Below are 26291 nucleotides of genomic sequence, written 5' to 3' on the forward strand. Positions count from 1 at the left end.
CCCCTCTCGCGGCATCTGCGAGTCGTGACGCTCGGTAATGTCGTGGGATGTCGGCGGTGTTCCGGTCGATCTGGGGCAGGTCCCTGCGGGGACGGGTGACCCTGATCGCCACGATCGTGGCGGCCCTCGTGCTCCTGCCCATGGGCGTCGCGGCCGTCGTCCTCGCCCGCACGCTGGTCGAGTCGTCCGTCTTCGCCGACACCCGCCACACCGCCCAGCGGGTGGCGTACGAGATGCGCTCCGGCAGCCTGCCCCAGGGCTCGGCCATCCCGCTGTCCGACCCGTCGGTCGACCTCATCCAGGTCATCGGCGCCGACGAACGGATCATCGCCACCAGCGACGCCGCCCGCGCCCTGCCGCCGCTCACCGACCTGCGCCCCACGCGGCAGGACCCCGAGATCGACGTGTTCAACTGCCTGCCGACCGAGTGCGTGCACCTGTCGGCGATCCGGGTGAACGTCTCCCCCGACTCGCCCGTCGTCCTCGCCGGGCGCAGCACCCCGGACGTGCTGGGCACGCGCACCCTGGAGTTCGTCGTCTTCGCCGAGGTCGCGGTGCTCGTCGCGCTGGCCGGGTGGGCGACCTGGCTGATCACCGGCCGAGCGCTGCGCCCGGTGGCCGTCATGCGCGCGCAGCTCGACGCGGTGCACACCGGCGACCTCAGCAGCCGCGTCAGCGAGCCGCCGGGCGAGGACGAGGTGGCCCAGCTCGCCCGCTCGATCAACGGCACGCTGACCCGCCTGGAACGTTCCGCCGAGCAGCAGCGCCAGTTCGCCTCGGACGCCTCCCACGAGCTGCGCACCCCGATCGCCGGGCTGCGCGCCCAGTTGGAGAGCGCCCAGCTCTACCCGGACGACACCGACCTGCGGTCGCTGGTGAAAAGCGCCCTGCGCGACACCGACCGGCTGGAGGCCATCATCACCGACCTGCTCCTGCTGGCCAGGATCGGCTCCCAGGTGGACGCCGCCAAGGAGCGGGTGGACCTGGCCGTCCTGGTGCGCCAGGAGCTGGGCCGGCGCAGCGACAAACTGCCGGTCCACGCCGACCTGGCCGCCGGCGTCGAGGTGGACGGCGTGCGGCTGCAGCTCGCCCGCGTGCTGACGAACCTGCTGGACAACGCCCAGCGGCACGCCGAGACCCACGTCCAGGTGCGGGTGACCCGCAAGAACGGCCTGGCGGTGCTGTCGGTGGAGAACGACGGCCAGGAGATCCCCGAGGCCGAGCGCGAGCGCATCTTCGAGCGCTTCACCCGGCTGGACGCCTCCCGCAGCCGCGACGCCGGCGGCACCGGCCTCGGCCTCGCCATCGCCCGCGACGTGGCGCTCGCGCACGGCGGCCAGATCTGCGCGGAGGACTTCCCGGGCGGCGCCCGGTTCGTCCTGAGACTTCCGGCGGCTACGTGATTTCTACCGTTCCGATAGTGGATCATTGGTTCATGACGGAGCAGGCGCCGCAGGGCGTAGATCCCCGCATCCCCAACGCGGCCCGCATGTACGACTACTTCCTGGGCGGCAAGGACAACTTCAAGGCCGACCGCGACCTCGGCGACATGGTGCTCGGCGTCATGCCCGAGGTCCGCGACGGCACCAGGGAGAACCGCGCGTTCATCGGCCGCATGGTCCGCTACCTGTGCGAGCAGGGCATCACGCAGTTCCTCGACCTGGGCTCGGGCCTGCCGACCCAGGAGAACGTGCACGAGGTCGCCCACCGGATCGTTCCCGAGGCCCGCGTGGTCTACGTCGACAACGACCCCGTGGTGGCCACGCACGGCCGGGCGCTGCTCGCCGACCCCAACCGGGTGGCGATGGTGCTGGGCGACGTGCGCCGGCCGGAGGAGATCCTGTCCGACCCCGAGGTGCGCGGCCTGCTCGACTTCTCCCGGCCCGTGGCCGTGCTCATGATGTTCATCCTGCACTTCGTGCCGGACGAGGAGGACCCGCAGGGCTTCGTGGCCGCCTACCGGGAGGCGCTGGCGCCGGGCAGCTACCTCGCCATCTCCCACATGGGCAACGACGTGGCGACCGAGCGGGCCGCCCGCATCGCCGGGTTCTACCGTCAGTCGGGAATGCCGTTCACGCCGCGGCCGGGCAAGGAGATCGAGACCTTCTTCGGCGACTTCGAGCTGATCCCGCCGGGTCTCGCCAACGGGCTCGGACCGGCCGTGTGGCCGTTCGCCGACCCGGCGCATCCGACGATCGTGGACGAGGAGACGGCCCGCATGGGCTACGCGGGCATCGCCCGCAAGCTGCGCTGAGAAGTCCCGCCACGAGCGCCCGGCCGGCTCGCGGCCGGCGGCTGGGAGCCGGTCGGGCGCTCTAGGCCCGCGGGCCGAACCCGACGGCCGGCAGGATGGCCTGGTCGACGATCGCCTCGAGCGTCTCGTCTGTGGGCGGGGTGCCTCTGTCGAGCAGGTGCTTGGTCACCAGCGCCTCGCCGATGTCGGCCACGACCGGGGTGATCAGCTCGGCGCCGAAGTGGCCCCGGTCGGCGTAGTGCCGCAGCACCGTGAGCGTGAACGTGCCGCCACGGCCGGCGAAGACCCGCTCGTGCAGCGCCTCCGACATCAGCTCCGCGCTCTTCGGGTCGGTGAGGATGGCGGCCACCGCCCGGCCCGCCCTGCTGAACGCCCACTCCGTCATGAGGCGCAGCGCCCTGATCAGGTCGCCGCGCAGATCGTCCGCCCCCGGGGTCGGCTCCTCCACCGGATGCTGGTGGTAGAGCGCGTCCAGAAGCACCTCGACGGGGCTGGACCAGCGGCGGTACAGCGTCGTGCGCGGCGTCGCCGCCCGCCGGCCGATGCCGTCCATGGTCAGCCGCGCCACGCCGACCTCCAGCACCTCCTCCAGCACGGCGTCGTGGATGGCCTTGAGCAACTCCTCGCCACGCCGGCGCGTCCGCCCGCTGTGGTCGCCCATCATCGCCCCCTTGTTCAGCTACACGGGTGTAGCTTACCTTCATCATCATTAGATACAGTCGTGTAGCTAATTACTGAGGGGACACCCATGTCCGTCGCTCCGCCGCTGCCCGTCCAGGGAGCCACTCCCGTCACGCGCCGGGCTCTCGCGCCCGACCTGGCCCGCGGGCTGATGCTGCTGCTGATCGCGCTCGCCCACGCGCACATGTACCTGGGGGGCCACCCCGTGGGCTTCCGCGGTTACGCCCTCGACGGGGGCACGCTGGACCGCCTCGTCGCCGGGGTCCAGATCCTGCTGGTGGACGGGCGCGCCCTGCCCATGTTCGCCGCGCTGTTCGGCTACGGCCTGGTCCAGCTCGCGCACCGGCAGCTCGCCGCCGGCCGGAGCCCGTCCCGGGTGCGCGCGGTGCTGCGCCGCCGGAGCCTGTGGCTGCTGGCCTTCGGGTTCTGCCACGCGCTGCTGCTGTTCTTCGGGGACATCCTGGGGGCGTACGGGCTGGTCGGGCTCGTCCTCGCCGGCTTCGTCCTGCGCGAGGACCGCACCGTGCTGCGCGCCGCCATCGCCGGGCTCGTCGCGCACGCCGTGGTCATGGCCGCCTTCGGCCTGCTCACGATCTCCGGGCCCAAGGGCGACACCCCGGCCGCCATGGCCGACCCGGTCGAGGCGACGATGATGCGGCTGATCGGCTGGTCCGGGATGACGCCCACGTACTTCGCCGTGGGTGTGGTGCCGGCGTTCCTGTTCGGCGTCTGGGCCGCGAGGCGCCGCCTGCTGGAGGACCCGCTGGCGCACCGGGACCTGCTCATCCGGGTCGCGGTCCCCGGCACCGGGCTGGCGGTCGCGGGAGGGGCGCCGTTGACGCTGATCGACACGCAGGTGTGGGCGGCGTCCGACCTGGTGGCGGTGGCGGCGTACGTGCTGCACAGCCTGAGCGGCATCGCGGGCGGGCTGGCGTACGCGGCCGTCATCGGCCTGGTCGCCTCCCGCGTGCGGCCCGGCGCGGTCGTCAGGGCGCTGGCCGCGTGCGGCCAGTGGTCGCTGACCTGTTACCTGCTGCAGTCGGTGATCTTCGTGGCGGTGTTCGCGCCGTACTTCGGCGGGCTCGGCACCCGCGCCGGCGACGCCGCCGCGTCCGGCGTCGCCGTGCTGACCTGGCTCGCCACGGTGGTCCTCGCCGCCGTGCTGTCCGCGGGCGGCCGGAGGGGTCCGGCGGAGGCGCTGCTCCGGCGTCTCACCTACGGCCGCCGCTGACGCGGGTCAGGCGCGGGCCATCTCCCGCTCCCCGGCGTCGGGCTCGGGACGCTCCCCGGGGGACTCGTCCTCGTCGATCAGGGTGGACTCGTCGAACGGGGCCCGCCCGGCCAGCACCTCGCCGGCGCGCTCCCGGTCGAAGTCGCCGGTCCAGGTGCCCACGAGGACCGTCGCCACGGCGTTGCCCGCGAAGTTGGTGAGCGCCCGCGCCTCGGACATGAAGCGGTCGATGCCCACGATGAGGCCGACGCCGTCCACCAGCTCGGGCCGGTGCGCCTGCAGGCCGCCGGCCAGGGTGGCGAGCCCCGCGCCCGTCACGCCCGCCGCGCCCTTGGACGCGATCATCATGAACAGCAGCAGCGCCACCTGCTCGCCGAGCTCCAGCGGCGAGCCGGTCGCGGTGGCGATGAACAGCGTGGCCATGGTGAGGTAGATGGCGGTGCCGTCGAGGTTGAAGGAGTAGCCGGTCGGGACCGTGATGCCCGCGACGGTCCGGCTCACGCCGAGGTGCTCCATCTTGGCGATGAGCCGCGGCAGCGCGGTCTCCGAGGAGGACGTCGAGAGGATCAGCAGGAACTCGCGGCCGAGATAGCGCAGCAGCGACCACAGGTTGACCCGCGCGACCAGCCACAGCAGCGGGCCGAGCACCAGGCCGACGAAGAGCACGCAGGTGGTGTAGAAGGCGATCATGATGATCGCGAGGCTCTTGAGCGCCTCGATGCCGGTGGCGCCCACGACGGCCGCGATCGCGCCGAACGCGCCTACGGGCGCGGCCCACATGACCATGGCGAGGATGCGGAAGACGAGCCGCTGCAGGTGCTCGATGCCGCGCAGGATCGGCTTGCCCTTCTCCCGCATCGCCTGGAGCGCGAAGCCGGTCAGCAGCGCCACCAGCAGCGCCTGCAGCACCGACCCCGAGGTCAGGGACGACAGCAGCGTGTCGGGGATGATGCCGAGCAGGAAGTCGACGGTGCCGCTCTCGCCGCCCTTGGCCGCCTCCGCCTCGGCCGCCTGCCGGGCGGTGTCGGTGAGCCGCAGCCCCTCGCCCGGGTGGATGACGTTGCCCACGAGCAGGCCGATGAGCAGGGCCACCGTGGACATCACGATGAAGTAGCCGAGGGCGAGGCCGCCGACCTTGCCGACCTTGGCGGCCTGGCTCACCGAGCCGACGCCGAGCACGATGGTGCAGAAGATGATCGGCCCGATCAGCATCTTGATGAGGGCGACGAACCCGGTGCCGAGGGGTTTGAGCGCCTGACCGGCCTCCGGCCAGACGAACCCGACCAGGATCCCGAGCAGGACCGCCGCGATGACGGCCAGGTACAGATAGCGTGTGCGATCGCGCATGGGGGGTTGTCTCCAGCCACTGCGGACGGACGTTCCAGTGGTGCGACTATGCGCGGCATACGTGACCCAGGTCACCATTAAGTAAGTTACGTTCACGACTAATGCCGGAAAAAGGTGTCTTCACCATGCATCGCTGGAGCCTGGCGGGCCAGATGCTGGTCCTGCAACTGCTCGTGGTCGCGGTCACCGCGACGGGCTGCGCCGTGCTCGCCCTGGTGCAGGCGCACCGGCTGCTCACCGACGACGCCGGCCACCGGGCCACGGCCGTGGCGGTCAGCGTGGCCGCCGCCCCCGAGGTCGCCGACGCCCTGGGCGACCCCGACCCGAGCGCGCGGCTGCAGCCGTTCGCCGAGCGGGTGCGGCTCAGCACGGGCGTCGACTTCATCACCATCATGCGGCCGGACGGCACCCGGCTCAGCCATCCCCACCGCTCCGAGATCGGCCGGCGCTTCCTCGGCAACACCGGCCCGGCGCTGCGCGGCGAGACGTTCACCGAGACCTACACCGGCACGCTCGGCCCGTCCGAGCGGGCCGTCACCCCCGTCCTGTCGGACGGCCGGGTGGTGGCCCTGGTCAGCGCGGGGATCACGGTGGACAGGATCAGCGCCATGCTGCGCGGCCAGCTCGGCTGGGGCGGCTTCATCGTGGCGCTCGCGCTCGGGCTGGGCGCGGCCGGCACGTGGCTGGTGACCGCCCGGCTGCGCCGCCAGACGCACGGGCTCGGCCCGGTGGAGCTGGGCCGCATCCACGAGCACCACGACGCGGTCCTGCACGCCGTGCGCGAGGGCCTGCTGCTGGTCGGCGGCGACGGCCGGCTGACGCTGTGCAACGACGCCGCCCGGCTGCTGCTCGGCCTGCCCGCCGGCGCCGAGGGCCGGCACGTGGACGAGCTGGGCCTCACCGAGCTGACGGCCGCCGGCGAGGAGCGGGTCCACCTGGTCGGCGAGCGGGTCCTCGCGGTCAACAGCGCCGCGAGCCGGCTCGGCCGGGTGGTGACCGTACGCGACACGACCGAGCTGCAGGCGCTGACCGGCCAGCTCGACGCCGAGCGCGGCTTCGCCGAGTCGCTGCGCTCGGCCGCGCACGAGGCCGCCAACCGGCTGCACACCGTGATCACGCTGGTCGAGCTGGGCCGTACCGAGGAGGCCGTCGCGCTCGGCACCGCCGAGCTGCGCGCGGCGCAGGAGCTGACCGACCGGGTGATGGGCGCGGTCCGCGAGCCGGTGCTCGCGGCGCTGCTGCTCGGCAAGAGCGCCGAGGCCGCCGAGCGCGGCGTCGAGCTGGTGATCACGAACGAGGGCGGCGAGGACGAGCCGCTGGACGACTGGGGCCTGGACCCGCGCGCGCTGGTCACCATCGCGGGCAACCTCATCGACAACGCCATCGACGCCGGCACCCGCGTCGAGGTGCGGCTCGGCTCCGACGGCGGCCGGGCCGTCATCCAGGTCTCCGACGACGGCCCGGGGCTCACCGGCCCGGCCGCCTTCGCCAGGGGCTGGACCACCAAGGGCGACGGCCGCGGCCTCGGCCTGGCGCTGGTCGGGCAGGCGGTGCGGCGGCTCGGCGGGGAGATCGAGGTGCGCGGGTCCGCGTTCACCGTGCGGCTGCCGATCCCGGAGCGCGTCCGATGACCGGCGCCGCCGTCTCCGTCCTGGTCGTCGAGGACGAGGAGATCACCGCCGAGGCCAACCGCGTCTACGTCGAGCGGGTGCCCGGCTTCACGGTGGCCGGGGTGGCCCGCTCCGGCGGCGAGGCGCTGCGTTTCCTGCGCCGCCGCCCGGTGGACCTCGTCCTGCTCGACCTGTACCTGCCGGACCTGCACGGGCTGGAGGTGGTGCGGGCCATCAGGGCGGGCGGCCTGATGTGTGACGTCATCGCCGTCACCTCGGCCCGCGACCTGGCGATGGTGCGCTCGGCGGTGTCGCTCGGCGTCTCGCAGTACCTGCTCAAGCCGTTCACGTACGCCACGCTGCAGGAGAAGCTCACCCGCTACGCCCGGTTCAAGGACGAGGCCGGGGTCGCGGCCGGCCAGGGCGACGTGGACCGCGTGCTCGGCGCCCTGCGCGGCAGCTCCGACCTGCCCAAGGGGCTGTCCAGGGACACCCTGGACGCGGTCGCGGCCGAGCTGCGGGCGCGGCCGGGCGGCATGGCCGCGCAGGCGGTGGCCGACGCCATCGGGGTGTCCCGCGTGACCGCCCGCCGCTACCTGGAACACCTGGTCGAGCTGGGTACGGCGGTCCGCATGCCGCAGTACGGCGGAGTGGGCCGGCCAGAGTTGCTCTACCGGATCCCCATGGAGCGTTAATGACGGTGACGCCGGGCGTTCAACCCGGACCTCTAGCTTCTCAATGCCATCAGAAGCTTTGAGGAGAATCCGTTGCGAGTCTTGGCCGTAGTTCCCGCCCGCGGAGGTTCGGCGGGCGTACCCCTGAAGAACCTCGCCCTGGTCGGGGGCGTGCCGCTGGTGACCCGGGCCGTCCGGGCCTGCCTGGCCGCCGAGCTCGTGGACCAGGTCGTGGTCAGCACCGACCACGACGGCATCGCCGCGACCGCCCGCGAGGCGGGCGCGCTGATCGTGGAGCGGCCCGCCGAGCTCAGCGGCGCGACCGCCTCCAGCGAGTCGGCGGTGCTGCACGCGCTCGACGCGCTCGGCGCCGACCCCGAAGTCGTCGTGCTCGTCCAGTGCACGAGCGCGTTCATCGACCCGGAGGACCTGTCGGCCGCCGTGCGGAAGGTCCTCGACGGCGAGGCCGACTCCGTGGTGTCCGGCCTGCCGACGCACGAGTTCCTCTGGACCGCCGCGGGCGCGGGCGTCAACCACGACCCCGCCGTCCGGCCGCGCCGGCAGGACCGCGAGCCCCAGTTCCGCGAGAACGGCGCGTTCTACGTCATGCGCACCGCCGGTTTCCGCGAGCACGGCCACCGCTTCTTCGGCCGCACCGCGGTCCAGCCGGTCCCGCCGCAGCACGCGATCGAGGTGGACGAGCCGGGCGACCTGGAGCTGGTCCGGGCGCTGGCGCCGTTCATCGACCGGCCGGAGCCCATCGACGTGGACGCCGTCATCACCGACTTCGACGGCGTGCACACCGACGACCGCGCCTACGTCGACTCCGAGGGTCGCGAGATGGTGCTGGTCAGCCGCTCCGACGGGATGGGCGTGTCGCTGCTGCGCCGCTCCGGCGTCAAGGTGCTGATCATGTCCACCGAGCACAACCCGGTGGTCGCCGCCCGCGCCCGCAAGCTCGGCGTGCCCGTGCTGCAGGGCCTGGCCGACAAGCGCACGGTGCTGCGCGACTGGCTGCACATCGAGGGCCTCGACCCCGCCCGGGTGGCCTACGTCGGCAACGACGTCAACGACCTGGGCCCGATGGCCGAGGTCGGCTGGCCGGTCGCCACCCCCGACGCCCACCCGCGGGTGCGCGCCGCGGCCCGCGTCGTGCTCACCCGGGGCGGCGGCTCGGGCGCGGTGCGCGAGCTGTGCGACCGCGTGGTGGCCGCCCGCCCCGAGCCGCAGGCCCAGCCGGCCGCCGCGGACCGGGCCCGCCCCCGCTTCGGCCCGGTCGCGATCGGCGACACGCTGGTGGGCGACGGCGAGCCCGTCTACGTCATCGGCGAGATCGGCATCAACCACAACGGCGACCTCGACATCGCCCGCCGGCTCATCGACGTGGCCGCCGACGCGGGCTGCCAGGCGGTCAAGTTCCAGAAGCGCACCCCCGCGATCTGCGTGCCCGAGGAGCAGAAGGGGCAGATCCGGCAGACGCCGTGGGGCGAGATGACGTACCTGGAGTACAAGGAGCGCACCGAGTTCGGCCGCGACGAGTACGCCGAGATCGCCAAGCACTGCGCCGAGCGCGGCCTGCACTGGTTCGCCTCGCCGTGGGACGTGCCCTCCGTCGAGTTCCTGGAGGAGATGGACGTCCTGGTGCACAAGGTGGCCTCGGCGGGCGTGGCCGACCACCAGCTCCTGCGCGCCCTCGCCGCCACCGGCAAGCCGGTCATCCTGTCCACGGGCATGTCCACGCTGTCGGAGATCGACGCGGCGGTGGAGATCCTCGGCACCGACCGGCTGATCATGATGCACGCGACCTCGACGTACCCGCTGCCTCCGGAGGAGGCGAACCTGCGCACGATCACCACGCTGAAGGAGCGCTACGGCGTGCCGGTCGGCTACTCCGGCCACGAGCGCGGGCTGCAGATCTCGCTGGCGGCCGTGACGCTCGGCGCGGTGTGCGTGGAGCGGCACATCACGCTCGACCGCACCATGTGGGGCTCCGACCACGCGGCCTCGCTGGAGCCCGCCGGGCTGGAGCACCTGGTGCGCGACATCCGGATCATCGAGCAGGCCATGGGCGACGGCGTCAAGCGCGTCTTCCCCGGCGAGGAGGCCCCCAAGGCCCGCCTGCGCCGGGTCACCGCCTGACCCCCTGCCCCTCGTTCCTGGAGAGACCCCCCGTTGATCACTCTCTCGGTCGTCGTGCCGATCCGCGACGGTGAGCGCTACATCGCCGACGCGCTCACCGCGCTGGCCCGCAACGCCCGGCGCGACTTCGAGTTCATCGTCGTCGACGACGGCTCCGTGGACGCCACCCCGGACATCGTCGAGGACTTCCGCGGCGAGCTGCCCGGCCTGGCCGTCATCCGTCACGACGTGCCGGCCGGGCTGGCCGACGCGCGCAACGCCGGTCTCGCCGCCGCGTCCGGCCGGTACGTGACGTACCTGGACGGCGACGACTGGCTCGCGCCCGGCTACCTGGCCCGGCTGGTCGAGGCGGCCGACGGGCTCGGCTGCGATTTCGTGCGCGTCGACCACGTGCAGGTCGAGGGCCGCAAACGGGTCGTGCACCGCGCCCCCCTGGCGCGGAGGGGCGTGGTGCTCGACCCCCGCGAGGCGATCCTGCCCGCGGACACGCGCACGATGGTGGACTACCCCTACGCCTGGGCCGGGATCTACCGGCGCTCGCTGGGCGACCTGCTGCGTTTCCCCGGCTCGCTGCACACGGCCGAGGACCGGCCGTGGATCTGGCGGCTGCACCGGGAGGCGGCCACGTTCGCCGTGGTGTCGCTGGCCGGGGTGTTCTACCGCCGCCAGGTCGCCGGCTCGCTCACCCAGATCGGCGACGAGCGGCAACTGCACTTCTTCGACGCCTTCGAGCTGGTGCTCAAGGACCTGGAGCCGGAGTTCCTGCCGAAGGCCGTACGGACCTTCTGCGCCCTGTTCGCCCACCATCTGGAGCTCGGCGAGCGGTTCGCGCCGCCGCTGCGCGCCCGCTTCGAGGAGCGGGGCGTGCTGATGGTGTCCTCGCTGCCGCGCGAGCTGGTGGCCGAGGCCGTGACGCGGATGCCCGCCGAGCGGGGGGCGCTGCTGCGCGCCCTGCTGCCCGGACTGCCCCCCGACCCGTACGCCAGGATCCGGAGCGCCCCATGAAGGTCTTCTACGCCTCGACCCTGTTCGGGGCGATGACGCTGGCCGCCGCGATCGACGACGGCCGTTTCGGCGACGGCCGGCGGCTGCTGATCGTGTCGAACAACGCGGCCGTCCCCGAGGTGGCGACGCCGCTGGAGGAGACGCCCGGCTTCGCGGCGCTGCGCGGGCGCTTCGACGAGGTGCGCTCGTGGAACGAGCTGATCGCGCCGCTGCATCCGTCCGACTGGCGGGCGCGGGTGATCGAGGTGCCGATGACCGAGCGGCTGATCCGCTCCCACTGGGGCCTGGACGACGTCGAGGAGCTGGTGCTGGAGTCGATCGCGGTGCCGCCCGCCCGGACGATCGGCGGGCTGGTGCGCGACTGCCCGATCACCGTCTACGCCGACGGGCTCATGAGCTACGGCCCCACCCGCGACCCGCTCCCCGCCGAGATCCACCGCCGCGTCACCCGGCTGCTCCACCTGGACCTGGTGCCGGGGCTGACGCCGCTGCTGCTCAGCGAGTACGGCGTGCCGGCCGAGACGCTGCCGGGCGAGCGTTTCCTCGCGGTCGTCGCGGAGGTGGCAGGGGCGCCCGGGGCCGCGGCCCCCGCCCTGCCACAGGGCGCACCGGTCGTCCTCGGCCAGTACCTGTCGGCGCTGGAGTTGCTGAGCGCCGAGGAGGAGGCCGGGCTGCACGAGGGGATGCTGGCGGCGCTGGCCGCCCGCGGCCACGACCACGTGGTGTTCAAGCCGCACCCGGCGGCCGGGCGGCGGCACGCCCGGCTCCTGCGGGAGGCGGCCGGGCGGCTCGGGGTGCGGCTGTCGGTGCCCGGGGAGAACGTGCCCGCCGAGGTGTGCTTCGCGGCGCTGCGGCCCGAGCTGGTCGTGGGCTGCTTCTCGACCGGGCTGATGACCGCGCGGCGCTACTTCGGGCTGCCGGTCGCCTCGTACGGGACGGAGCTGGTGCTGGAGCGCCTGACGCCCTACGAGAACAGCAACCGGGTCCCGCTCACCGTCGTGGACGCGCTGCTGCCCCGGCTGACGGCGGACGGCGTCATCGAGGAGCCGCCGCCGGTGGACCTGGCCGGGCTGGTGCGCGCGGTCGGCTACTGCATGCAGGCCGAGGCGTATCCGGGGTTGCGTCCGGCGCGGATCGACTTCGACGCCCGCTACTTCAAGCGCAGGCGGCTGGAGGTGCTGGGCCTCCTGGACCGGCCGGCGTCGTCCCGCCCGAAGGCGCTGGAACGCCTGCGCCGCCGCCTCCGCCCACTCGCCTGAACGCCCGGCCCCGCCTTCGGACGCTCGGCTGAGCGCCCGGCCCTCTCCGGCCGCTCAGCCGAGGGCTGTCAGGTAGCGGCGCACTCGTTTCCTCGCCTTGTATCCGGCTCGCAGCATCGACGGGTGGACCTCCACCCGCAGCCGGGCCCGCCGCCGCGCCGCCGCGTGCTCGGGGCCGTCCAGCAGGGACGTGGCGGGCCCGCCCGGCCCGGCGGACACCAGCCGGGCCAGCAGCCGGGTCCAGTCGTCCCGTTCGGCGGGATGGAAGTAGTTGGCCGCGCACCAGGCGGGCGAGGCCGCGCGGAAGGCGCCCGCGGCCAGGTCGTCGAGCGTGCCGAGCAGGCCGCTGCCCTCGAACACCACGTTGATCATCTCGGCGCTGACGCCGAAGTCGGTCAGCACCAGCGACGGCACGCCCAGCGCGATCGCCTCCAGCGCCGCCGTCGAGCTGACGGTGACGAACCCGGCCGCGTTCGCGAGCTGCTCGTGCATCGGCCCGGCGGCGAAGCGCAGCCGCCCCGGCTCGCCCATCTCGCGCCAGAGCCGCTGGTAGTGGTGGCGTTCGCGGTGCGTCTGCCGTTCGTCCTCCAGGGCCCGCAGCTTGACCACGACGTCCAGGTCCGGCCGGCGCCGGGCCAGCTCGGCCAGGGCGCTCAGAATCTGTTCGCGCTGCTCGCGCCCGCGCGGCACCTTGGCCTGGGTGGCGAAGACCACCCGGTCGCCGCCCGCCGGGGCCGCGCCCGCGCGCAGGAACGGCAGCCGGGCCAGCCCGACCGCCCCTCCCCCGCCGAGCCGCCCGGCGATCTCGCCGAACTCGGCCACCTCCCGCTCGCTGTGCACCACGAACAGGTCGCAGCCGCTGCGGTAGATCCACGCCTTCTCCGTCGCCGGCACCGAGATGCCCGGCAGCCCGCTGACGAACACCGGCCGGGGCCGCAGCCCGTCCAGCACGCCGGACACGAGCACGTCCACCACCGGCCCCGTACAGGCCACGAGGATCACGTCGGGCCGGGTGCGCTCGGCGAGCCGGCGCACCGACCGGGCCGACAGCACCGGCGGCGCCGGCCGCCCGCGCCCGCTCACCGCGGCGGCGATCTGCTCGGGCGAGGGCGCGATCGGCGTACGGACCACCACCAGGTCCGCGGACGAGCCCTCGGGCAGGTCGTCGAGCAGGCAGGCCGCCCACTTCAGGTACGAGTCGGAGTCGGCCACCGCCAACACGTTCAACCAGGCACTCCTGTCAGATGCGAGCGCAGGGCGGGGGCCGCCCTGCTGGTCCACCAGTCGTCAGGCACGTCCACGGGCTCGACGGCGACGCCGCGCGGGCCGAGCAGGACCCGCAGCGAGGTGACGGCGGTCGAGGGGAGGCTGAGCACCCGCTGGTCCGGGCGCAGGCCGCGCAGGGTCAGCTCGGCGGGCGCGCCGGCGTCGTGCACGGTGACGCCGGGCAGCTCCCCGATGAGCGCCACGTCCACCGGGTCCTCGCGGCGGTGCGGGTAGTAGGCGAGCGGCTCGCGGGCCGCCAGGTCGGTCAGCCAGCGCAGGTAGCGGCCGCGGTGCACCAGGCCGTTGCGGACGAGCGAGGTGCCGAGCACGACCGTGTGCTCGTCGGGGCCGTACGGGCTCGGCGGCTGGGCGCGCAGCCAGGCGAAGTCGTGCCGGACCAGCTCGACGCCGGCGGCGCGGACGGCCTCGGCGAGCTTGTCGTCCACGTCGAGCGCGGTGAAGACCGACACCCGGCTGAGGCGCAGCCGCAGCGCGGCGGCCAGGCCGAGTGCGGTACGCGGCGCGGACGGCTCGGCGCGGGCGCGCAGCAGGGGGCGCGACGGCCCGGCCGCCAGCAGCTCCAGCAGGCGCAGCGTGGCGAGGCCGTCGTCCACGATGACGACCCGGCCGGGCCACGACGCCAGCCAGCGCACCTGCACCCTGCCGGAGAAGGCGTCGCCGACCGCGAGGACCCGGCGCGGCATGCGCTCGTGCGGATCGGCCAGCACCAGCCCGTCGGGCGCGCCGAGGGAGCGCAGCTCCGCGCGGGTGGCCTTCAGCGCGCGCAGCCCCGCGCGCGGCACGACCGTGGTCACGGGCCCGAGGAGCCCCGCGTGGTGGGCCTCGACGGCGCACAGCATCTGGAGCGGCGACTCCACCCAGGCCGACGCCTGTCCGACCACTCCTGCCCCTCCCGGCCGATGGGCCTCCCAGCAGGGTGATGGCCCGTCCATGACGCCGTTAAGTTACCCCTGCCGCCTTAAGCCGCCAGGAACGCGACGTGAACAATGGACACTATGAACTCGCTCATGCTCAACACCGACGGCGTGCAGATCCCGCAGCTGGGGTTCGGCGTCTGGCAGGTCCCCGGCGACGAGGCCGAGCAGGCCGTGCGCACCGCGCTGGAGGCCGGCTACCGGCACATCGACACGGCCGCCGCCTACGGCAACGAGGAGGGCGTGGGCCAGGCCGTGCGCGCCTGCGGGCTGCCGCGCGAGAAGGTGTTCATCACGACCAAGCTGTGGAACGGCGACCACGGCCGCGCCGAGCAGGCCTTCGACGAGAGCCTGGCCCGGCTGGGCCTCGATTACGTCGACCTCTTCCTCATCCATTGGCCGGTGCCGCGGCAGGACAAGTACGTCCAGGCGTGGAAGGCCCTGGAGAAGATCTACCGGGACGGCCGGGCCAGGGCGATCGGGGTGTCCAACTTCACCGTCCCCACGCTCACCCGGCTGATGGAGGAGACGGGCATCACGCCGTCGATCAACCAGATCGAGCTCCATCCCTACCTGCAGCAGCGCGAGATGCGCGAGTTCCACGAGGCCAACGGCATCCTCACCGAGGCGTGGAGCCCGCTCGGCCAGGGCAGGGGCCTGCTGGACGATCCGGCGCTCGCGGTGCTGTCGGGCAAGTACGGCAGGACGCCCGCCCAGATCGTGCTCCGCTGGCACCTGCAGCTCGGCAACGTGGTGATCCCGAAGTCGGTCACCCCGGCGCGCATCAAGGAGAACATCGACGTGTTCGGCTTCATCCTCGACACCGAGGACATGGCCGCCATCGGAGCCCTCAACCAGGGCAAGCGCCTCGGGCCCGACCCCGACACCTTCAACGCCACCTGAACCCTCTACGATCTCGCCTTGTGCGAGATTTTGCGTGGGGCATAGCGGCGACCGGCGGCATCGCCCAGACCGTGGGGACGGCCATCGCGGCCGAGCCGGGCATGCGGGTGGCCGCCGTCGGCTCCCGCGACCTCGGCCGGGCGCGGGCGCTGGCCGCGACGCTCGGCGCGGAGTCGGCGTACGGCTCCTACGAGCAGCTGTGCGCCGACCCGGCCGTGGACGCGATCTACGTCGCCACGCCCCACGCCCAGCACCTCCCGGTGGCCGCGGCCGCCATCGCGAACGGCAAGGCCGTGCTGTGCGAGAAGCCGCTCGCGGCCAGCGTGGCCGACGCCGAGACGATGGTGCGCCTGGCGCGCGAGGCGGGCGTCTTCCTCATGGAGGCCATGTGGATGCGGTTCAACCCGCTGATCCGCATGATCGCCACCGACGAGCGCTTCGGGGAGATCCGCTCGGTGCAGGCGTCCTTCGGCTTCGCCCATCCCTATGACGAGGCGCACCGGCTGTGGGCTCCCGAGCTGGGCGGCGGCGCGCTGCTCGACCTCGGCATCTACCCGTTCGGGCTGGCGCAGCTGCTGCTCGGCATGCCCGAGAGCCTGCGCGTCACCGGGGCGCTCGCGCCCAACGGCGTGGACGCCGAGGCGGCGGGGCTGCTGACGTACTCCGGGGGGCGGCACGCCGTGGTGGCGACCTCGTTGCTCGCGCACTACCCCAACTCCGCCCACGTGGTCGGCACGGGCATGCGGGCGGACATCCCGGCGGCGTTCTGGGCGCCGGAGCGGATCGTGCTGTCCGCGCCCGGCATGGAGCCCGAGGAGCATCTGCTCGATCCGGCCGACAACGGCTACGCGGGTGAGGTGCGCGAGGTGCGTGCCGCGGTGGCCGAGGGACGGACCGAATCGGCGATCATGCCGCTTGACGAATCCCTTGCCATGATGGGGCTGCTGGCCGACGCCCGGCAACAACTGTCCTGACCAGCCCTTTAGGGATTTGTCATCTCCTTGCCATGTGTATTACCTTATGGGGCGTCTCAGGGCATACGTCCGTTTTGTCGGAGTATGTCTGACCATCGCAAGTGAAAGAACATCACAGGATCGTCCTGTGACCGCTGAATCCGCCACGCGCGGAACCGGGGACCCACGTCCTTTGGGGTGAATCGGCACCACGTGCCGTAGGGCAGCTTCCACGTCCGAACCCGTCAGCTAACCCGGTAAGCGGCATGGAAGCAAGGAGTAACCCCCTCGATGGCCAAGCACGGCTTCACCGCTGCCCGAAAGATGAAGATCGCTTACGCCGTCCTCGGCACGGCCGTGGCCGCCGCCGCGCTCGGCCCGCAGGCCGCGAACGCCGAGACCGCCTCGGCCGCAGGACAGCACAGCAGCACCGTCAAGAGCACTGTCAAGAGCACCAAGAACCCGGTCGACCACGCCGCCCAGCGCTCCCGCGCCGACGAGAACAAGATCCAGGTCACCGCCGACCAGGTGCTGTCCATGGCCCGCTCCCAGGTGGGCACCAGCGAGAACGCCGCCGGCGGCGGCACCCCGTACCAGCGCTGGTACGCCGACTCGAAGCGGGCCGCCGAGACCATCGCCCGCGACGGCGGCACCCCCGCCGGCTACCTCAACGCCCCCTGGTGCGCGATGTTCGTCTCCTGGGTCGGCGAGAAGACCGGCGCCCGCCCGCAGATCGGCTGGGACGCCTGGACCGTCGCCCACGCCAGGTGGTTCAAGAACAACGACCGCTTCGGCACCGTCGCCAAGCCCGGCGCGGTGGTCTTCTTCTCCTGGAGCGGCAGCAAGGACCTCGACGCCATCAACCACGTCGGGTTCGTCGAGAAGGACAACCAGGACGGCACCATCTCCACCATCGAGGGCAACACCGGCAACGGCAAGGTGGAGGAGCGCGTCCGGCCGAAGTGGCAGGTCGTCGGCTACGGCTACCCCGAGTACGCCTCCTGACCTCACCCACGTACGAGCGCGCGGCCCCATCGCCCGGGGACGCGCGCTCGTCGCGTGTGCGGCCCCGCCCGCGTCAGGGCGTGGGCTCCTCCAGCAGCCGCAGGCTCTCGCGGGCCCACTCGGCGCGGGCCGTCGCGACCGCGATCTGCCCCGCGAAGACGTGCGCCTTCAGCGCGGCGATGCGGTCGTGCTCGGCCGCCGGGCGGTTCTTCAGCCGCTCCTTGAGCAGGGGCGTGTCCTTGGCCAGCAGCGCCTCCCTGTGCGCCCGCCACTCGGCGGCGAGCTGCTCCTGCTCGGCGATGAACGCCTTGAGCACCGATGCGGCCCGGTCCGGCTCGATCATGTCGAAGAACAGCGCCTGCAGGAAGAAAGCGTCCCGCGCCGGCGGCGGGGTGTGGGAGGTGCCGAGCCAGGCGCGCAGCTCCGCCAGGCCGCGTCCGGTGATGGAGTAGACGGTCCTGCTCAGCCTGGTGCCCCGGATCTCCTTCTGGCCCTCGATGAGGCCGGCCTGCTCCATCTGGCGCAGCGTGGGATAGATCTGGCTCTGCGGCGCCGACCACACCCAGCGCGGGGCGGCCTCGAAGAAGCGGGTCAGCTCGTACCCGTTCATGGGGCGCGCCTCCAGGACGCCGAGCAGCGCGTGCTGAAGCGACATGCCCTCCAGCATAGGGAGAGCATGATCCGTTCCTCTAGAACAGGTATGGAGATACATGTATTGTCCTCCCTGTCTTCGGGAACGATCTCGCGAGGAGGCGGGCGGCGGTGCGCACGGCTGAAGCCGGACCCTTACCGGAAGAGCACTTACGGACCGAGCTGGCCCTGGCCGGGCGGGCGCTGGCGGCGGCGGGGCTGGTGACCGCGTTCGGGCACGTCTCGGTCCGGACCGGCGCCGACCGGCTGCTCATGACTCCACCCGTGCCCCTCGGCACCCTCACGGCCGCGTCCCCGTACGCCGAGCTCCCCCTCGACGCCGCCGAACTGCCCGGCGGAGCGCCGCGCGAGGCGTGGATCCACGTCGAGATCGCCCGCGCCCGCCCCGGCACCGGCGCGATCTGCCGGGCACAGCCGCCTGCCGCCACCGCGCTCGCCGCCGCCGGGGTGCCCATCCGGCCACTCCACGGGCAGGGCGCCTTCCTCGGGCCCGAGGTGCCCGTGCTCGACGACGCCGTGCTCGTCCGCGACCGGGCCCGCGGCCGGGCGCTCGCCGACCGGCTCGGCGACTCCCCCGCCCTGGTCATGCGGGGCAACGGCGCGGTCACCGCCGGCGCGAGCGCCGGCGAGGCCGTCGCCCTTATGTGGGTGCTGGAGGCCAGCGCCCGCATGAACGCCACCGCCGCCGCGGCCGGAACCCCCGTCCCCCTCACCCCCGCCGAACAGCGGGCGTGGCGGTCCGCCGCGCCCGAACTCCTCGCCCGCATCTGGTCCCACCTCCGGGAGTCGTCATGATCGAATTGACGGACATCGCCTACGTCCGCTCCGGCGCCGCCGACCTGGACACCGCCGTGCGCTTCGCGGTCGACGTCGTCGGCATGGAGCTCACCGCCCAGGAGAACGGCGTCGCCTACCTGCGCGCCGACCAGCGCCACCACTGCCTCGCCCTGGTCGAGGGCGAGTCCGGCGTCATCAGCTCCGGCTTCACCGTCCGCGACGAGGACGCGCTGGCCGCCGCCGAGACCGAGCTGGAGAAGGCGGGCGTGGCCGTCGCGCGGGGCGGCGCCGAGGAGGCCCGCTCGCGCCGGGTCCGCGACTTCCTCTCCTTCGACGACCCCTTCGGCAACCGGGTCGACCTCGTCATCGACCAGGTGACGCTCACCGCCCCCGTACGGCACGGCCGCGAGGCCGGCATCACCGAGTTCGGCCACCTGTGCCTGGACGCGCCCGACGTGCGCGAGGCGTACCGCTTCTGGAACGGCCTGTTCAACGCCCGCGTCTCCGACTGGATCGGCGACTGGGCCTGCCTCATGCGCATCGACCAGGTCCACCACAAGCTCGCCGTCTTCCAGGGCAGCCGGCCGGGGCTCTGCCACATCAACTTCCAGGTGGACTCGCTCGACGACGTCATGCGCAACTGGCACTTCCTGGAGGCGAACGGCGTCGAGATCGAGATGGGCCCCGGCCGCCACCCCCAGTCCACGGCCGTGTTCGTCTACTTCAAGGGCCCCGAGGGCATCACGTACGAGTACTCGTGGGGCGTGCGCCTCATCACCGACGAGGACGCCTGGCGCCCCCGCTACTTCGACCCCGCCGAGCCGGGCTCGATCGACATGTGGCAGGGCCCCACGCGGCGCGTCCACACCCAGCCGCAGATCCGCCGTCCCCTGCCGGGGCGGCCCGTCACGGGAAGCGAGGGCTGACATGCCGCTGGTCGAGGTGTCCCTGTCCGAAGGGCGTGATCCGGCCGCGATCCGGGCGCTCATCCACGAGCTGCACGCCGCCGTGGAGCGGGCGATCGGCTCGCCGGCCCAGAGCATCAGGGTGATCGTCAGGGAGGTGCCGCGTACGCACTGGGCGGCCGGCGACCAGACGCTCGCCGAACGCGACGAGATCAGCAAGGGCGGTTGACGTGGAGTTCTTCGGGCACGTGATCGACGGCGCCGAGGTCGTCTCGGCGGGCGGCGAGACCTTCGCCAGCGTCGATCCCTACACCCGCGAGCCGTGGGCCGAGGTCGCGCTCGGCGGCCCCGCCGAGGTGGACCTGGCCGTCGCGGCGGCGCGGCGCGCCTTCGACGAGGGGCCCTGGCCGCGCATGGGCCGCGCCGAGCGCGGGCGGCTGCTGCACCGCCTGGCGGACCTCATCCTGGCCCACGCCGACCGGCTCGGCCTGGCCGACACCCGCGACATGGGCAAGCCGATCAGCCAGAGCCGCGGCAACGACGTGCCCCGCGCCGCCGACAACTTCCGCTTCTTCGCCGACCACGCCCGCCTCACCCCGGCCGAGGCCCTGCCGATGGACTCCGGCCACCACGCCTACACCCGCTACGAGCCGGTCGGCGTGGCCGCCGCCGTCGCGCCGTGGAACTTCCCGCTCATGCTGGAGACCTGGAAGATCGCGCCCGCGCTGGCCTGGGGCAACACGGTCGTGCTCAAGCCCGCCGAGGACACGCCCGCCTCGGCGACCATCCTCGCGCGGCTCGCGCTGGAGGCGGGCCTGCCGCCCGGCGTGCTCAACGTCGTGCACGGGTACGGCCCGGACTCGGCCGGCCAGGCGCTCACCGAGCATCCCGGCGTGGACCGTATCACGTTCACCGGCGAGTCGGCGACCGGCCGCGTCATCTCGGCCGCCGCCGCCCGCAACCTCGTCCCGGTCAGCCTGGAGCTCGGCGGCAAGGGCGGCAACGCCGTCTTCGCCGACGCCGACCTGGACAACGCGGTGAGCTGGTCGCTGCGCGCGATCTTCACCAACGCCGGGCAGGTCTGCCTGGCCGGCTCCCGCCTGTACGTGCAGCGCCCGGTGTTCGAGGAGTTCCTGGCCCGCTTCACCGCCGCCGCCGGGGCGATGCGGCTCGGCGACCCCAAGCTGGAGGACACCGAGCTCGGGCCGCTGGCCTCCGAGACGCACTACCGCAAGGTGCGCGGCTACGTCGAGACCGTCGCCGCCGAGGGCGGCACCGTGCACGCGGGCGGGCTCGGCGACGGCTGGTTCGTCCGGCCGACGATCGTCACCGGCCTGCCCGCCACCGCCCGCCACCAGCGGGAGGAGATCTTCGGCCCGGTGGTGACGGTGACGCCGTTCGACACCGAGGACGAGGTCGTGGCGCTTATGAACGGCACCCGCTACGGGCTCAACGCCATGCTGTTCACCGAGAGCCTGTCGCGGGCGCACCGCGTCTCGGCCCGGCTGCGGGCGGGCACGGTCTGGGTCAACTGCTTCTTCATCCGCGACCTGCGGGCGCCGTTCGGCGGGGCGGGCGACTCGGGCGTGGGGCGCGAGGGCGGCACGTTCAGCCGCGAGTTCTTCACCGAGCCGAAGGCCGTCGTCATGCAGATCGACTGAGCGGATGGCCTCCGGGTGTACGACAATCGGTGGCCGCCTGTCGATCCGGCCTCCCGCCGTTCGACGCACCGGCGACGGACCGTACGCGTGAAAGAGGAGCAGACCGTGAAGTTCATGATCGTGGGCAAGGGCAACGCCGCGACCGAGGCCGGGGAGCTGCCTCCTCAGGAGCTCGTGGACGCCATGCACGCCTACAACGAGGCGCTGGCCAAGGCCGGGGTGCTGCTGGCCGCCGAAGGGCTGCTGCCCAGCTCCAAGGGGGCGCAGATCGCCTACAGCGGGGGGCGGGCGAGCGTGATCGACGGGCCGTTCGCCGAGTCCAAGGAGCTCATCGCCGGGTTCTGGCTGATCCAGGTGAAGTCGCGGGAGGAGGCGATCGAGTGGGCGCTGCGGGTGCCGGTGCCGCCCGGCCACGACGGCGTCGGGCTCGACGTGTGGCGCGTCTTCGACGCCTCCGACGTGCTCGACGAGTCGCTGCCGGAGGAGGAGCGCGAGCGGGCCCTGCACGTACGCCTGCGCGGCGACGTCCCCGACGCCTGACCCCGCGCGCGCCCCGCCGCGGGTTGCGAGGGCGGCGGGGGCGCTGGTGGGATGGGCGGATGACGACGGACCCCGGCGCGGACCTTGGCGCGGACCACGGCGCGGACCTTGGCGCGGACCCCGGCGCGGACCTTGGCGCGGACGCTGGCGCGGACCTTGGCGCGGACGCTGGCGGGGGCACCGGCGCGCACCGCGGCGCCGGTGCCGATCCGCACCGCACGGTGGAGGCGGTGTGGCGGATCGAGGCCGCCCGGCTCATCGCCGGGCTCGCCGGGCTCGTCCGCGACGTCGGCTTGGCCGAGGAGCTGGCGCAGGACGCGCTGGTCGCCGCGCTTGAGCAGTGGCCCGGGTCCGGGGTGCCGGACAACCCGGGCGCCTGGCTCATGACGGTCGCCAGGCGCCGCGCGATCGACCTGATCCGCAGGAACGAACGGCTGCGCCACAACCTCGCCGAGCTCGGCCGCCGGCTGGAGAGCGGCGCGGGCGAGGAGCGGCCCGAGCCGGACGAGATCGAGGACGACCTGCTGCGCCTGGTGTTCACGGCCTGCCATCCGGCGCTGTCGATGGAGTCGCGGGTGGCGCTGACCCTGCGCGTGCTCGGCGGCCTGACCACCGAGGAGATCGCCCGCGCGTTCCTGGTCCCCGAGCCGACGGTGGCGCAGCGCATCGTCCGCGCCAAGCGCGCCCTGGCCGACAAGGGCGTGCCGTTCGAGGTGCCCGGGGGCGGCGAGCTGGCCGGGCGGCTCGCGGCCGTCCTGGAGGTCATCTACCTGATCTTCAACGAGGGCTACTCGGCCACGGCGGGCGACGACTGGCTGCGGCCCGCGCTGTGCGAGGACGCCCTGCGTCTCGGCCGCGTCCTGGCCGGGCTGATGCCGGGCGAGCCCGAGGTGCACGGCCTGGTGGCGCTCATGGAGCTGCACGCGTCCCGCTCGGCGGCCCGCGTGGGCCCGTCCGGCGAGCCGGTCCTGCTGCTGGAGCAGGACCGCACCCGCTGGGACCGCCTGCTCGTCGGCCGCGGCCTGGAGGCGCTGCGCCGGGCCGAGAGCCTGGCCGGCGGCGCTCCCGGCCCGTACGCGCTGCAGGCCGCCATCGCCGCCTGCCACGCCCGCGCCGTCGTCGCCGGCGACACCGACTGGGCACGCATCGCCGCGCTCTACGAGGAGCTGGCCAAGCTGCTGCGCTCCCCCGTGGTCGAGCTGAACCGGGCGGTGGCGCTGTCGATGGCGTACGGCCCTGAGGTGGGTCTCGGCCTGCTCGACCAGATCGCCGGCGAGCCCGCGCTGAAGGGCTATCACCTGCTGCCGAGCGTCCGCGGCGACCTGCTGTTCAAGCTGGGCCGCCGCGAGGAGGCGCGGGCCGAGTTCGAGCGGGCGGCGGCGCTGACCCGCAACGGCCGCGAGCGCGCCCTGCTGGAGTCCCGCGCGGCCGCCTGCTGAGCGCGCCGGCGCGTCAGACCCGGGCGCGTTCCGCGTCCATGATGGCGTCGAGCAGGCCGGGGAAGACGGCGTCCAGCTCGTCGCGGCGCAGGGTGTTGAGCCGCGCGGTGCCCGCGTAGTGCTGGCGGATGAGGCCGGCCTCGCGCAGGACGCGGAAGTGGTGCGTGGCCGTCGACTTGCTCACCGGCAGGTCGAAGTCGCCGCACTTGATGGCGGCGGCGGAGTCGCGGAGCCGCGTGACGATGCCGCGCCGCACCGGGTCCACGAGGGCTTCGAGGACCTGTTGGAGCGTGACCTCCCGGGGGTCGGGGTGCGGCGGGATGCGCTCGTCTGCCAAGACGTCTTCCATGACGTCATGGTAGGACAACCGTCGAAGTTCGACGGCGCCGTCACGGCCGGCCGACCCCCATGTACGTGAACCCGAGCGCCCGCATCGCGGCCGGGTCGAGCAGGTTGCGCCCGTCGTAGAGGACCGGGCGCCGCATCGACCCGGCGACCGCCGCCCAGTCGACGTCCTGGAGCTGCGGCCACTCGGTGACCACGATCGCGGCGTCGGCCCCTTCCATGGCCAGCTCCGGCGTCGGGTGGCGGGTCGTGGACGCCCACGGCTCGGCCGCGCCCGGCCGGGCCATCGGGTCCCAGCAGCGCACCTCGGCCCCTTCGGCGAGCAGCCGGGAGGCGAGCACGGTGCTCGGCGCCTCGCGCATGTCGTCGGTGCCCGGCTTGAACGTCAGCCCGAGCAGCGCCACCCGCGCCCCGGCCAGCGTGCCCAGCGCGTCGTTGAGCTGCTGGATGGCCCGCCGCTTCTGCAGGTTGTTGACCTCGATGACGGCCGACAGCAGCTGCAGGTGGTAGCCGGTGTTGCTGGCGAGCTGGCGCAGCGCCTCGGAGTCCTTGGGGAAGCAGGAGCCGCCCCAGCCGATGCCGGCCCGCAGGAAGTGGGGGCCGAGCCGGTGGTCGAGGCCGACGGCCTGGGCGACCTCCGTGACGTCCGCGCCGGTCTTCTCGCAGAGCGTGGCGATCTCGTTGATGAAGCTGATCTTGGTGGCGAGCAGGGCGTTGGAGGCCAGCTTCACCATCTCGGCCGAGCGCACGTCCATCGTCACGACCGGCCCGTCCACGCCTGCGTGCAGGTCGGCGACGAGCCGCGCGACCGTCTCGTCGGAGGCGCCGACGACCACGCGGTCGGGGTGCAGAAAGTCGTGGACGGCGGTGCCCTCGGCGGTGAACTCGGGGTTGGAGGCGTAGCCGACGTGCGCGAGGCCGCTCTCGTCGAGCACGGCGCGTACGCGCGAGCCGGTGCCGACCGGCACGGTCGACTTCACCACGACCGCTTTCAGGTCCTTCGCGCCCTCCAGGGAGCGCACCACCGACCACACGCGCGACAGGTCCGCGTCGCCGGAGGCCGAGGGCGGGGTGTCCACGCACACGTACGCGACCTCGGCGCCATCCAGCGCCTCGGCGAGGTCCAGGGTGAACGACAGCCGCTCCTTGTTGCGCGCGATCAGGTCGCCGAGCCCCGGCTCGTAGATCGGCACGTCGCCGGCCCGCAGCAGCCTCACCTTCTCGGGATCGATGTCCCTGACCACCACCCGGTGCCCGAGCTCGGCGAAGCAGGCGCCGGTCACCAGCCCGATGTACCCGGCACCGAAGACCGCCACCCGACGTTCCGGCTTGTCACCCATGAACCGACCATCCGTTTCGTGACTCCATCAGCACGACATCCCGCGCGCGCGGGATTGTTCACCTTAACGGCCTCCCGCGGTCGTCACGGATCCGAGGGGGGCCAAGGGCCCGCGGGACGGGCCCGCGGCGGCCCCTCCCCCGGTGCGCGGCACGCCGCACAGTGGCGCCGGGCCGGGATGTGCGCCGCGCCCATGGGGTCCGGGAAGGGCTTCCTACAGTTTCCAGCACGTCGGAGGAGGCCGACGCCCCGGGGGTAAGGCGACGGGCTCTCCACAAGCGTCCAGCCGCGCACCGAGAAACGGGAAAGCCCATGCACATCAGGAAATACGGGCAGGTCAGGAAGACAGGGATGGCCGTCGGCGCCGCCGCCGCGATCCTCGCGTTCAGCACCGCGTGCGTCGCGCCCGGGTCGGAGACCGGCACGGCGAGCAGCGCGCCCGCCTCGCAGGCCGCCCAGGGCGCCGACGCGCAGAAGCGGATCGCCTTCTTCGGCTTCGCCCGTGCGAACGCCTTCGCCGTCGCCACGTGGAACGGCATCGAGGAGTACGCCAAGGCCAACAACGCCACGGCCGAGTTCTTCGACCCGAACTTCGACGCCCAGACGCAGGTCCAGCAGATCCAGGACGCGGTCACCAGCAAGCGGTTCGACGTGTTCATCGTGCAGGCCAACGACGGCGCGTCCGTGGTGCCGGCGCTCCGGCAGGCCGTCGCGGCCGGGATCACGGTGGTGGCCGAGTTCACGCCGGTCGGGACCGCGTACGACACGGCCGACTCGCAGGTCCCCGGCGTGATCACGCTCGTGGACGTGCCCGCCGACAACGGCAAGAAGCTCGGCGAGCTCGGCGTCGAGGCGTGCCGCAGCAAGAACCTCAACCCCTGCAAGGTCGCGTACCTGGAGGGCATGAAGTCGCTGCCCCTGGACAACGCCCGAACCGAGGCCGCGGTCAAGGCCCTGGAGGCGGCCGACGGCGTCGAGCTGGCCTCCCGGGTGGAGGGCGGCTACACGCAGGAGGGCGGGCGCAAGGCCATGCAGGACGTGCTGCAGGCCCAGCCGGACGTCAACGTCGTCATCGGCAGCTCCCAGGCCATCGCCGGCGCGGAGAGCGTGGTCAAGGGCAAGGGCGTGCTGCTCATCGGCAACGGCGGCTCCCGCCAGGCGGTCAAGGCCGTCCAGGACGGGCGCTGGTTCGCCACCTACTACCTGCCGGAGAAGAGCGCCGGCGCCAAGGCTGCCGAGCTCGGCCTGGCCAAGGCCCGCGGCCAGCAGGTGGAGGAGTCCAACAGCGAGACCGTGCTCGCGCCGAACGACGGCAAGGGCACCAAGGAGGCGCTGGCCGGCGTCGCCGGCGAGTACGACGAGTAGGAGGAGC

The 26291-nt window shown here is 73.3% G+C and carries 25 protein-coding genes and 1 riboswitch; of the genes, 18 read left to right on the top strand and 7 right to left on the bottom strand.

The window, feature by feature from the left end:
* Positions 1–47 precede the first annotated feature (47 nt).
* Both ABD292_RS35275 and ABD292_RS35280 read left to right on the top strand, forming a co-directional pair.
* Entirely contained in the window at positions 48–1403 is a 1356-nt protein-coding gene (locus ABD292_RS35275) for a sensor histidine kinase (RefSeq protein ID WP_344215144.1), read from the top strand.
* A gap of 32 nt (positions 1404–1435) precedes the next feature.
* Positions 1436–2254, top strand: a complete 819-nt coding sequence (locus ABD292_RS35280) for an SAM-dependent methyltransferase (protein ID WP_344215146.1) — start codon at positions 1436–1438, stop codon at positions 2252–2254.
* Positions 2255–2315: 61 nt separating this feature from the next.
* Here ABD292_RS35280 and ABD292_RS35285 read toward each other — a convergent pair whose 3' ends face one another.
* Complete coding sequence (locus ABD292_RS35285) at positions 2316–2918, bottom strand: TetR/AcrR family transcriptional regulator (RefSeq protein ID WP_344215148.1); 603 nt, start codon at positions 2916–2918, stop codon at positions 2316–2318.
* 84 nt (positions 2919–3002) lie between these two features.
* Here ABD292_RS35285 and ABD292_RS35290 point away from each other — a divergent pair, with 84 nt between their 5' ends.
* Positions 3003–4166 (top strand): DUF418 domain-containing protein, encoded by a 1164-nt coding sequence (locus ABD292_RS35290; protein ID WP_344215150.1) that lies wholly within the window; start codon positions 3003–3005, stop codon positions 4164–4166.
* 6 nt (positions 4167–4172) lie between these two features.
* Here the strand turns inward: ABD292_RS35290 and ABD292_RS35295 are convergent, their stop codons facing one another.
* On the bottom strand, positions 4173–5513 hold the full coding sequence (locus ABD292_RS35295; RefSeq protein WP_344215152.1) for a cation:dicarboxylate symporter family transporter: 1341 nt from the start codon (positions 5511–5513) through the stop codon (positions 4173–4175).
* 125 nt (positions 5514–5638) lie between these two features.
* Between ABD292_RS35295 and ABD292_RS35300 the strand changes: the two genes are divergently transcribed.
* The 5 genes from ABD292_RS35300 (at position 5639) to ABD292_RS35320 (ending at position 12200) form a co-directional block, all read left to right on the top strand.
* Entirely contained in the window at positions 5639–7144 is a 1506-nt protein-coding gene (locus tag ABD292_RS35300) for a sensor histidine kinase (RefSeq protein ID WP_344215154.1), read from the top strand.
* The gene (locus tag ABD292_RS35305; RefSeq protein ID WP_344215156.1) at positions 7141–7818 is read left to right on the top strand and encodes a response regulator; all 678 of its coding nucleotides are present in this window, start codon (positions 7141–7143) and stop codon (positions 7816–7818) included. Before ABD292_RS35300 ends, ABD292_RS35305 begins: the two co-directional genes overlap by 4 nt.
* A gap of 72 nt (positions 7819–7890) precedes the next feature.
* Positions 7891–9936 (top strand): N-acetylneuraminate synthase family protein, encoded by a 2046-nt coding sequence (locus ABD292_RS35310; RefSeq protein WP_344215158.1) that lies wholly within the window; start codon positions 7891–7893, stop codon positions 9934–9936.
* A gap of 33 nt (positions 9937–9969) precedes the next feature.
* The gene (locus ABD292_RS35315) at positions 9970–10941 is read left to right on the top strand and encodes a glycosyltransferase family 2 protein (protein ID WP_344215160.1); all 972 of its coding nucleotides are present in this window, start codon (positions 9970–9972) and stop codon (positions 10939–10941) included.
* The gene (locus tag ABD292_RS35320; protein ID WP_344215162.1) at positions 10938–12200 is read left to right on the top strand and encodes a polysialyltransferase family glycosyltransferase; all 1263 of its coding nucleotides are present in this window, start codon (positions 10938–10940) and stop codon (positions 12198–12200) included. The genes ABD292_RS35315 and ABD292_RS35320 overlap by 4 nt, the downstream gene beginning before the upstream one ends.
* A gap of 54 nt (positions 12201–12254) precedes the next feature.
* On the opposite strand, the gene ABD292_RS35325 is transcribed toward ABD292_RS35320, so the two are convergent.
* Both ABD292_RS35325 and ABD292_RS35330 read right to left on the bottom strand, forming a co-directional pair.
* On the bottom strand, positions 12255–13421 hold the full coding sequence (locus tag ABD292_RS35325; protein WP_344215870.1) for a DUF6716 putative glycosyltransferase: 1167 nt from the start codon (positions 13419–13421) through the stop codon (positions 12255–12257).
* Between the two features lie 2 nt (positions 13422–13423).
* Entirely contained in the window at positions 13424–14368 is a 945-nt protein-coding gene (locus ABD292_RS35330) for a hypothetical protein (protein WP_344215164.1), read from the bottom strand.
* Between the two features lie 114 nt (positions 14369–14482).
* On the opposite strand from ABD292_RS35330, the gene ABD292_RS35335 reads away from it, so the two are divergent.
* The 3 genes from ABD292_RS35335 (at position 14483) to ABD292_RS35345 (ending at position 17262) form a co-directional block, all read left to right on the top strand.
* Positions 14483–15304 carry an aldo/keto reductase gene (locus tag ABD292_RS35335; RefSeq protein ID WP_344215166.1) on the top strand — a complete coding sequence of 274 codons (822 nt, stop codon included), beginning with the start codon at positions 14483–14485 and terminating at the stop codon, positions 15302–15304.
* A 20-nt stretch (positions 15305–15324) separates the two neighbouring features.
* On the top strand, positions 15325–16278 hold the full coding sequence (locus ABD292_RS35340; RefSeq protein WP_344215168.1) for a Gfo/Idh/MocA family protein: 954 nt from the start codon (positions 15325–15327) through the stop codon (positions 16276–16278).
* Between the two features lie 122 nt (positions 16279–16400).
* Positions 16401–16536: riboswitch (cyclic di-AMP (ydaO/yuaA leader) on the top strand.
* Between the two features lie 12 nt (positions 16537–16548).
* On the top strand, positions 16549–17262 hold the full coding sequence (locus ABD292_RS35345) for a CHAP domain-containing protein (protein WP_344215170.1): 714 nt from the start codon (positions 16549–16551) through the stop codon (positions 17260–17262).
* Between the two features lie 73 nt (positions 17263–17335).
* On the opposite strand, the gene ABD292_RS35350 is transcribed toward ABD292_RS35345, so the two are convergent.
* Positions 17336–17917: a PadR family transcriptional regulator gene (locus ABD292_RS35350; RefSeq protein ID WP_344215172.1), complete on the bottom strand. Its 582-nt coding sequence runs from the start codon at positions 17915–17917 to the stop codon at positions 17336–17338.
* A 107-nt stretch (positions 17918–18024) separates the two neighbouring features.
* On the opposite strand from ABD292_RS35350, the gene ABD292_RS35355 reads away from it, so the two are divergent.
* From ABD292_RS35355 to ABD292_RS35380, 6 genes are all read left to right on the top strand, one after another.
* Positions 18025–18708 carry a class II aldolase/adducin family protein gene (locus ABD292_RS35355; RefSeq protein ID WP_344215174.1) on the top strand — a complete coding sequence of 228 codons (684 nt, stop codon included), beginning with the start codon at positions 18025–18027 and terminating at the stop codon, positions 18706–18708.
* Positions 18705–19616, top strand: coding sequence for a VOC family protein (locus ABD292_RS35360; protein WP_344215176.1), 912 nt, complete (start codon positions 18705–18707; stop codon positions 19614–19616). The genes ABD292_RS35355 and ABD292_RS35360 overlap by 4 nt, the downstream gene beginning before the upstream one ends.
* Position 19617: 1 nt before the next feature.
* Complete coding sequence (locus ABD292_RS35365) at positions 19618–19824, top strand: tautomerase family protein (protein WP_020541062.1); 207 nt, start codon at positions 19618–19620, stop codon at positions 19822–19824.
* A 1-nt stretch (position 19825) separates the two neighbouring features.
* A complete protein-coding gene (locus ABD292_RS35370) occupies positions 19826–21256 on the top strand; it encodes an aldehyde dehydrogenase (RefSeq protein ID WP_344215178.1) in 1431 nt (476 codons plus the stop codon).
* 114 nt (positions 21257–21370) lie between these two features.
* Positions 21371–21796, top strand: coding sequence for a YciI family protein (locus ABD292_RS35375; protein ID WP_344215872.1), 426 nt, complete (start codon positions 21371–21373; stop codon positions 21794–21796).
* 221 nt (positions 21797–22017) lie between these two features.
* On the top strand, positions 22018–23235 hold the full coding sequence (locus ABD292_RS35380; RefSeq protein WP_425565231.1) for an RNA polymerase sigma factor: 1218 nt from the start codon (positions 22018–22020) through the stop codon (positions 23233–23235).
* Positions 23236–23248: 13 nt separating this feature from the next.
* On the opposite strand, the gene ABD292_RS35385 is transcribed toward ABD292_RS35380, so the two are convergent.
* Together ABD292_RS35385 and ABD292_RS35390 are read right to left on the bottom strand one after the other, a co-directional pair.
* Positions 23249–23584, bottom strand: coding sequence for an ArsR/SmtB family transcription factor (locus tag ABD292_RS35385; RefSeq protein ID WP_344215182.1), 336 nt, complete (start codon positions 23582–23584; stop codon positions 23249–23251).
* Between the two features lie 40 nt (positions 23585–23624).
* Positions 23625–24920 carry a UDP-glucose dehydrogenase family protein gene (locus ABD292_RS35390; RefSeq protein ID WP_344215184.1) on the bottom strand — a complete coding sequence of 432 codons (1296 nt, stop codon included), beginning with the start codon at positions 24918–24920 and terminating at the stop codon, positions 23625–23627.
* Between the two features lie 311 nt (positions 24921–25231).
* On the opposite strand from ABD292_RS35390, the gene ABD292_RS35395 reads away from it, so the two are divergent.
* A complete protein-coding gene (locus tag ABD292_RS35395) occupies positions 25232–26284 on the top strand; it encodes a sugar ABC transporter substrate-binding protein (RefSeq protein WP_344215186.1) in 1053 nt (350 codons plus the stop codon).
* Positions 26285–26291 lie beyond the last annotated feature (7 nt).

Source organism: Nonomuraea bangladeshensis, from assembly GCF_039529455.1.
Lineage (GTDB): Bacteria > Actinomycetota > Actinomycetes > Streptosporangiales > Streptosporangiaceae > Nonomuraea > Nonomuraea bangladeshensis.

Excerpts from the sequence above, each read along its gene's own strand:
- ABD292_RS35275 (WP_344215144.1), top strand. The coding sequence starts at position 48 with ATGTCGGCGGTGTTCCGGTCGATCTGGGGCAGGTCCCTGCGGGGACGG.
- ABD292_RS35280 (WP_344215146.1), top strand. The coding sequence starts at position 1,436 with ATGACGGAGCAGGCGCCGCAGGGCGTAGATCCCCGCATCCCCAACGCG.
- ABD292_RS35285 (WP_344215148.1), bottom strand. The coding sequence starts at position 2,918 with ATGATGGGCGACCACAGCGGGCGGACGCGCCGGCGTGGCGAGGAGTTG.
- ABD292_RS35290 (WP_344215150.1), top strand. The coding sequence starts at position 3,003 with ATGTCCGTCGCTCCGCCGCTGCCCGTCCAGGGAGCCACTCCCGTCACG.
- ABD292_RS35295 (WP_344215152.1), bottom strand. The coding sequence starts at position 5,513 with ATGCGCGATCGCACACGCTATCTGTACCTGGCCGTCATCGCGGCGGTC.
- ABD292_RS35300 (WP_344215154.1), top strand. The coding sequence starts at position 5,639 with ATGCATCGCTGGAGCCTGGCGGGCCAGATGCTGGTCCTGCAACTGCTC.
- ABD292_RS35305 (WP_344215156.1), top strand. The coding sequence starts at position 7,141 with ATGACCGGCGCCGCCGTCTCCGTCCTGGTCGTCGAGGACGAGGAGATC.
- ABD292_RS35320 (WP_344215162.1), top strand. The coding sequence starts at position 10,938 with ATGAAGGTCTTCTACGCCTCGACCCTGTTCGGGGCGATGACGCTGGCC.
- ABD292_RS35335 (WP_344215166.1), top strand. The coding sequence starts at position 14,483 with ATGAACTCGCTCATGCTCAACACCGACGGCGTGCAGATCCCGCAGCTG.
- ABD292_RS35345 (WP_344215170.1), top strand. The coding sequence starts at position 16,549 with ATGGCCAAGCACGGCTTCACCGCTGCCCGAAAGATGAAGATCGCTTAC.
- ABD292_RS35350 (WP_344215172.1), bottom strand. The coding sequence starts at position 17,917 with ATGTCGCTTCAGCACGCGCTGCTCGGCGTCCTGGAGGCGCGCCCCATG.
- ABD292_RS35360 (WP_344215176.1), top strand. The coding sequence starts at position 18,705 with ATGATCGAATTGACGGACATCGCCTACGTCCGCTCCGGCGCCGCCGAC.
- ABD292_RS35365 (WP_020541062.1), top strand. The coding sequence starts at position 19,618 with ATGCCGCTGGTCGAGGTGTCCCTGTCCGAAGGGCGTGATCCGGCCGCG.
- ABD292_RS35375 (WP_344215872.1), top strand. The coding sequence starts at position 21,371 with ATGATCGTGGGCAAGGGCAACGCCGCGACCGAGGCCGGGGAGCTGCCT.
- ABD292_RS35385 (WP_344215182.1), bottom strand. The coding sequence starts at position 23,584 with ATGGAAGACGTCTTGGCAGACGAGCGCATCCCGCCGCACCCCGACCCC.
- ABD292_RS35390 (WP_344215184.1), bottom strand. The coding sequence starts at position 24,920 with ATGGGTGACAAGCCGGAACGTCGGGTGGCGGTCTTCGGTGCCGGGTAC.
- ABD292_RS35395 (WP_344215186.1), top strand. The coding sequence starts at position 25,232 with ATGCACATCAGGAAATACGGGCAGGTCAGGAAGACAGGGATGGCCGTC.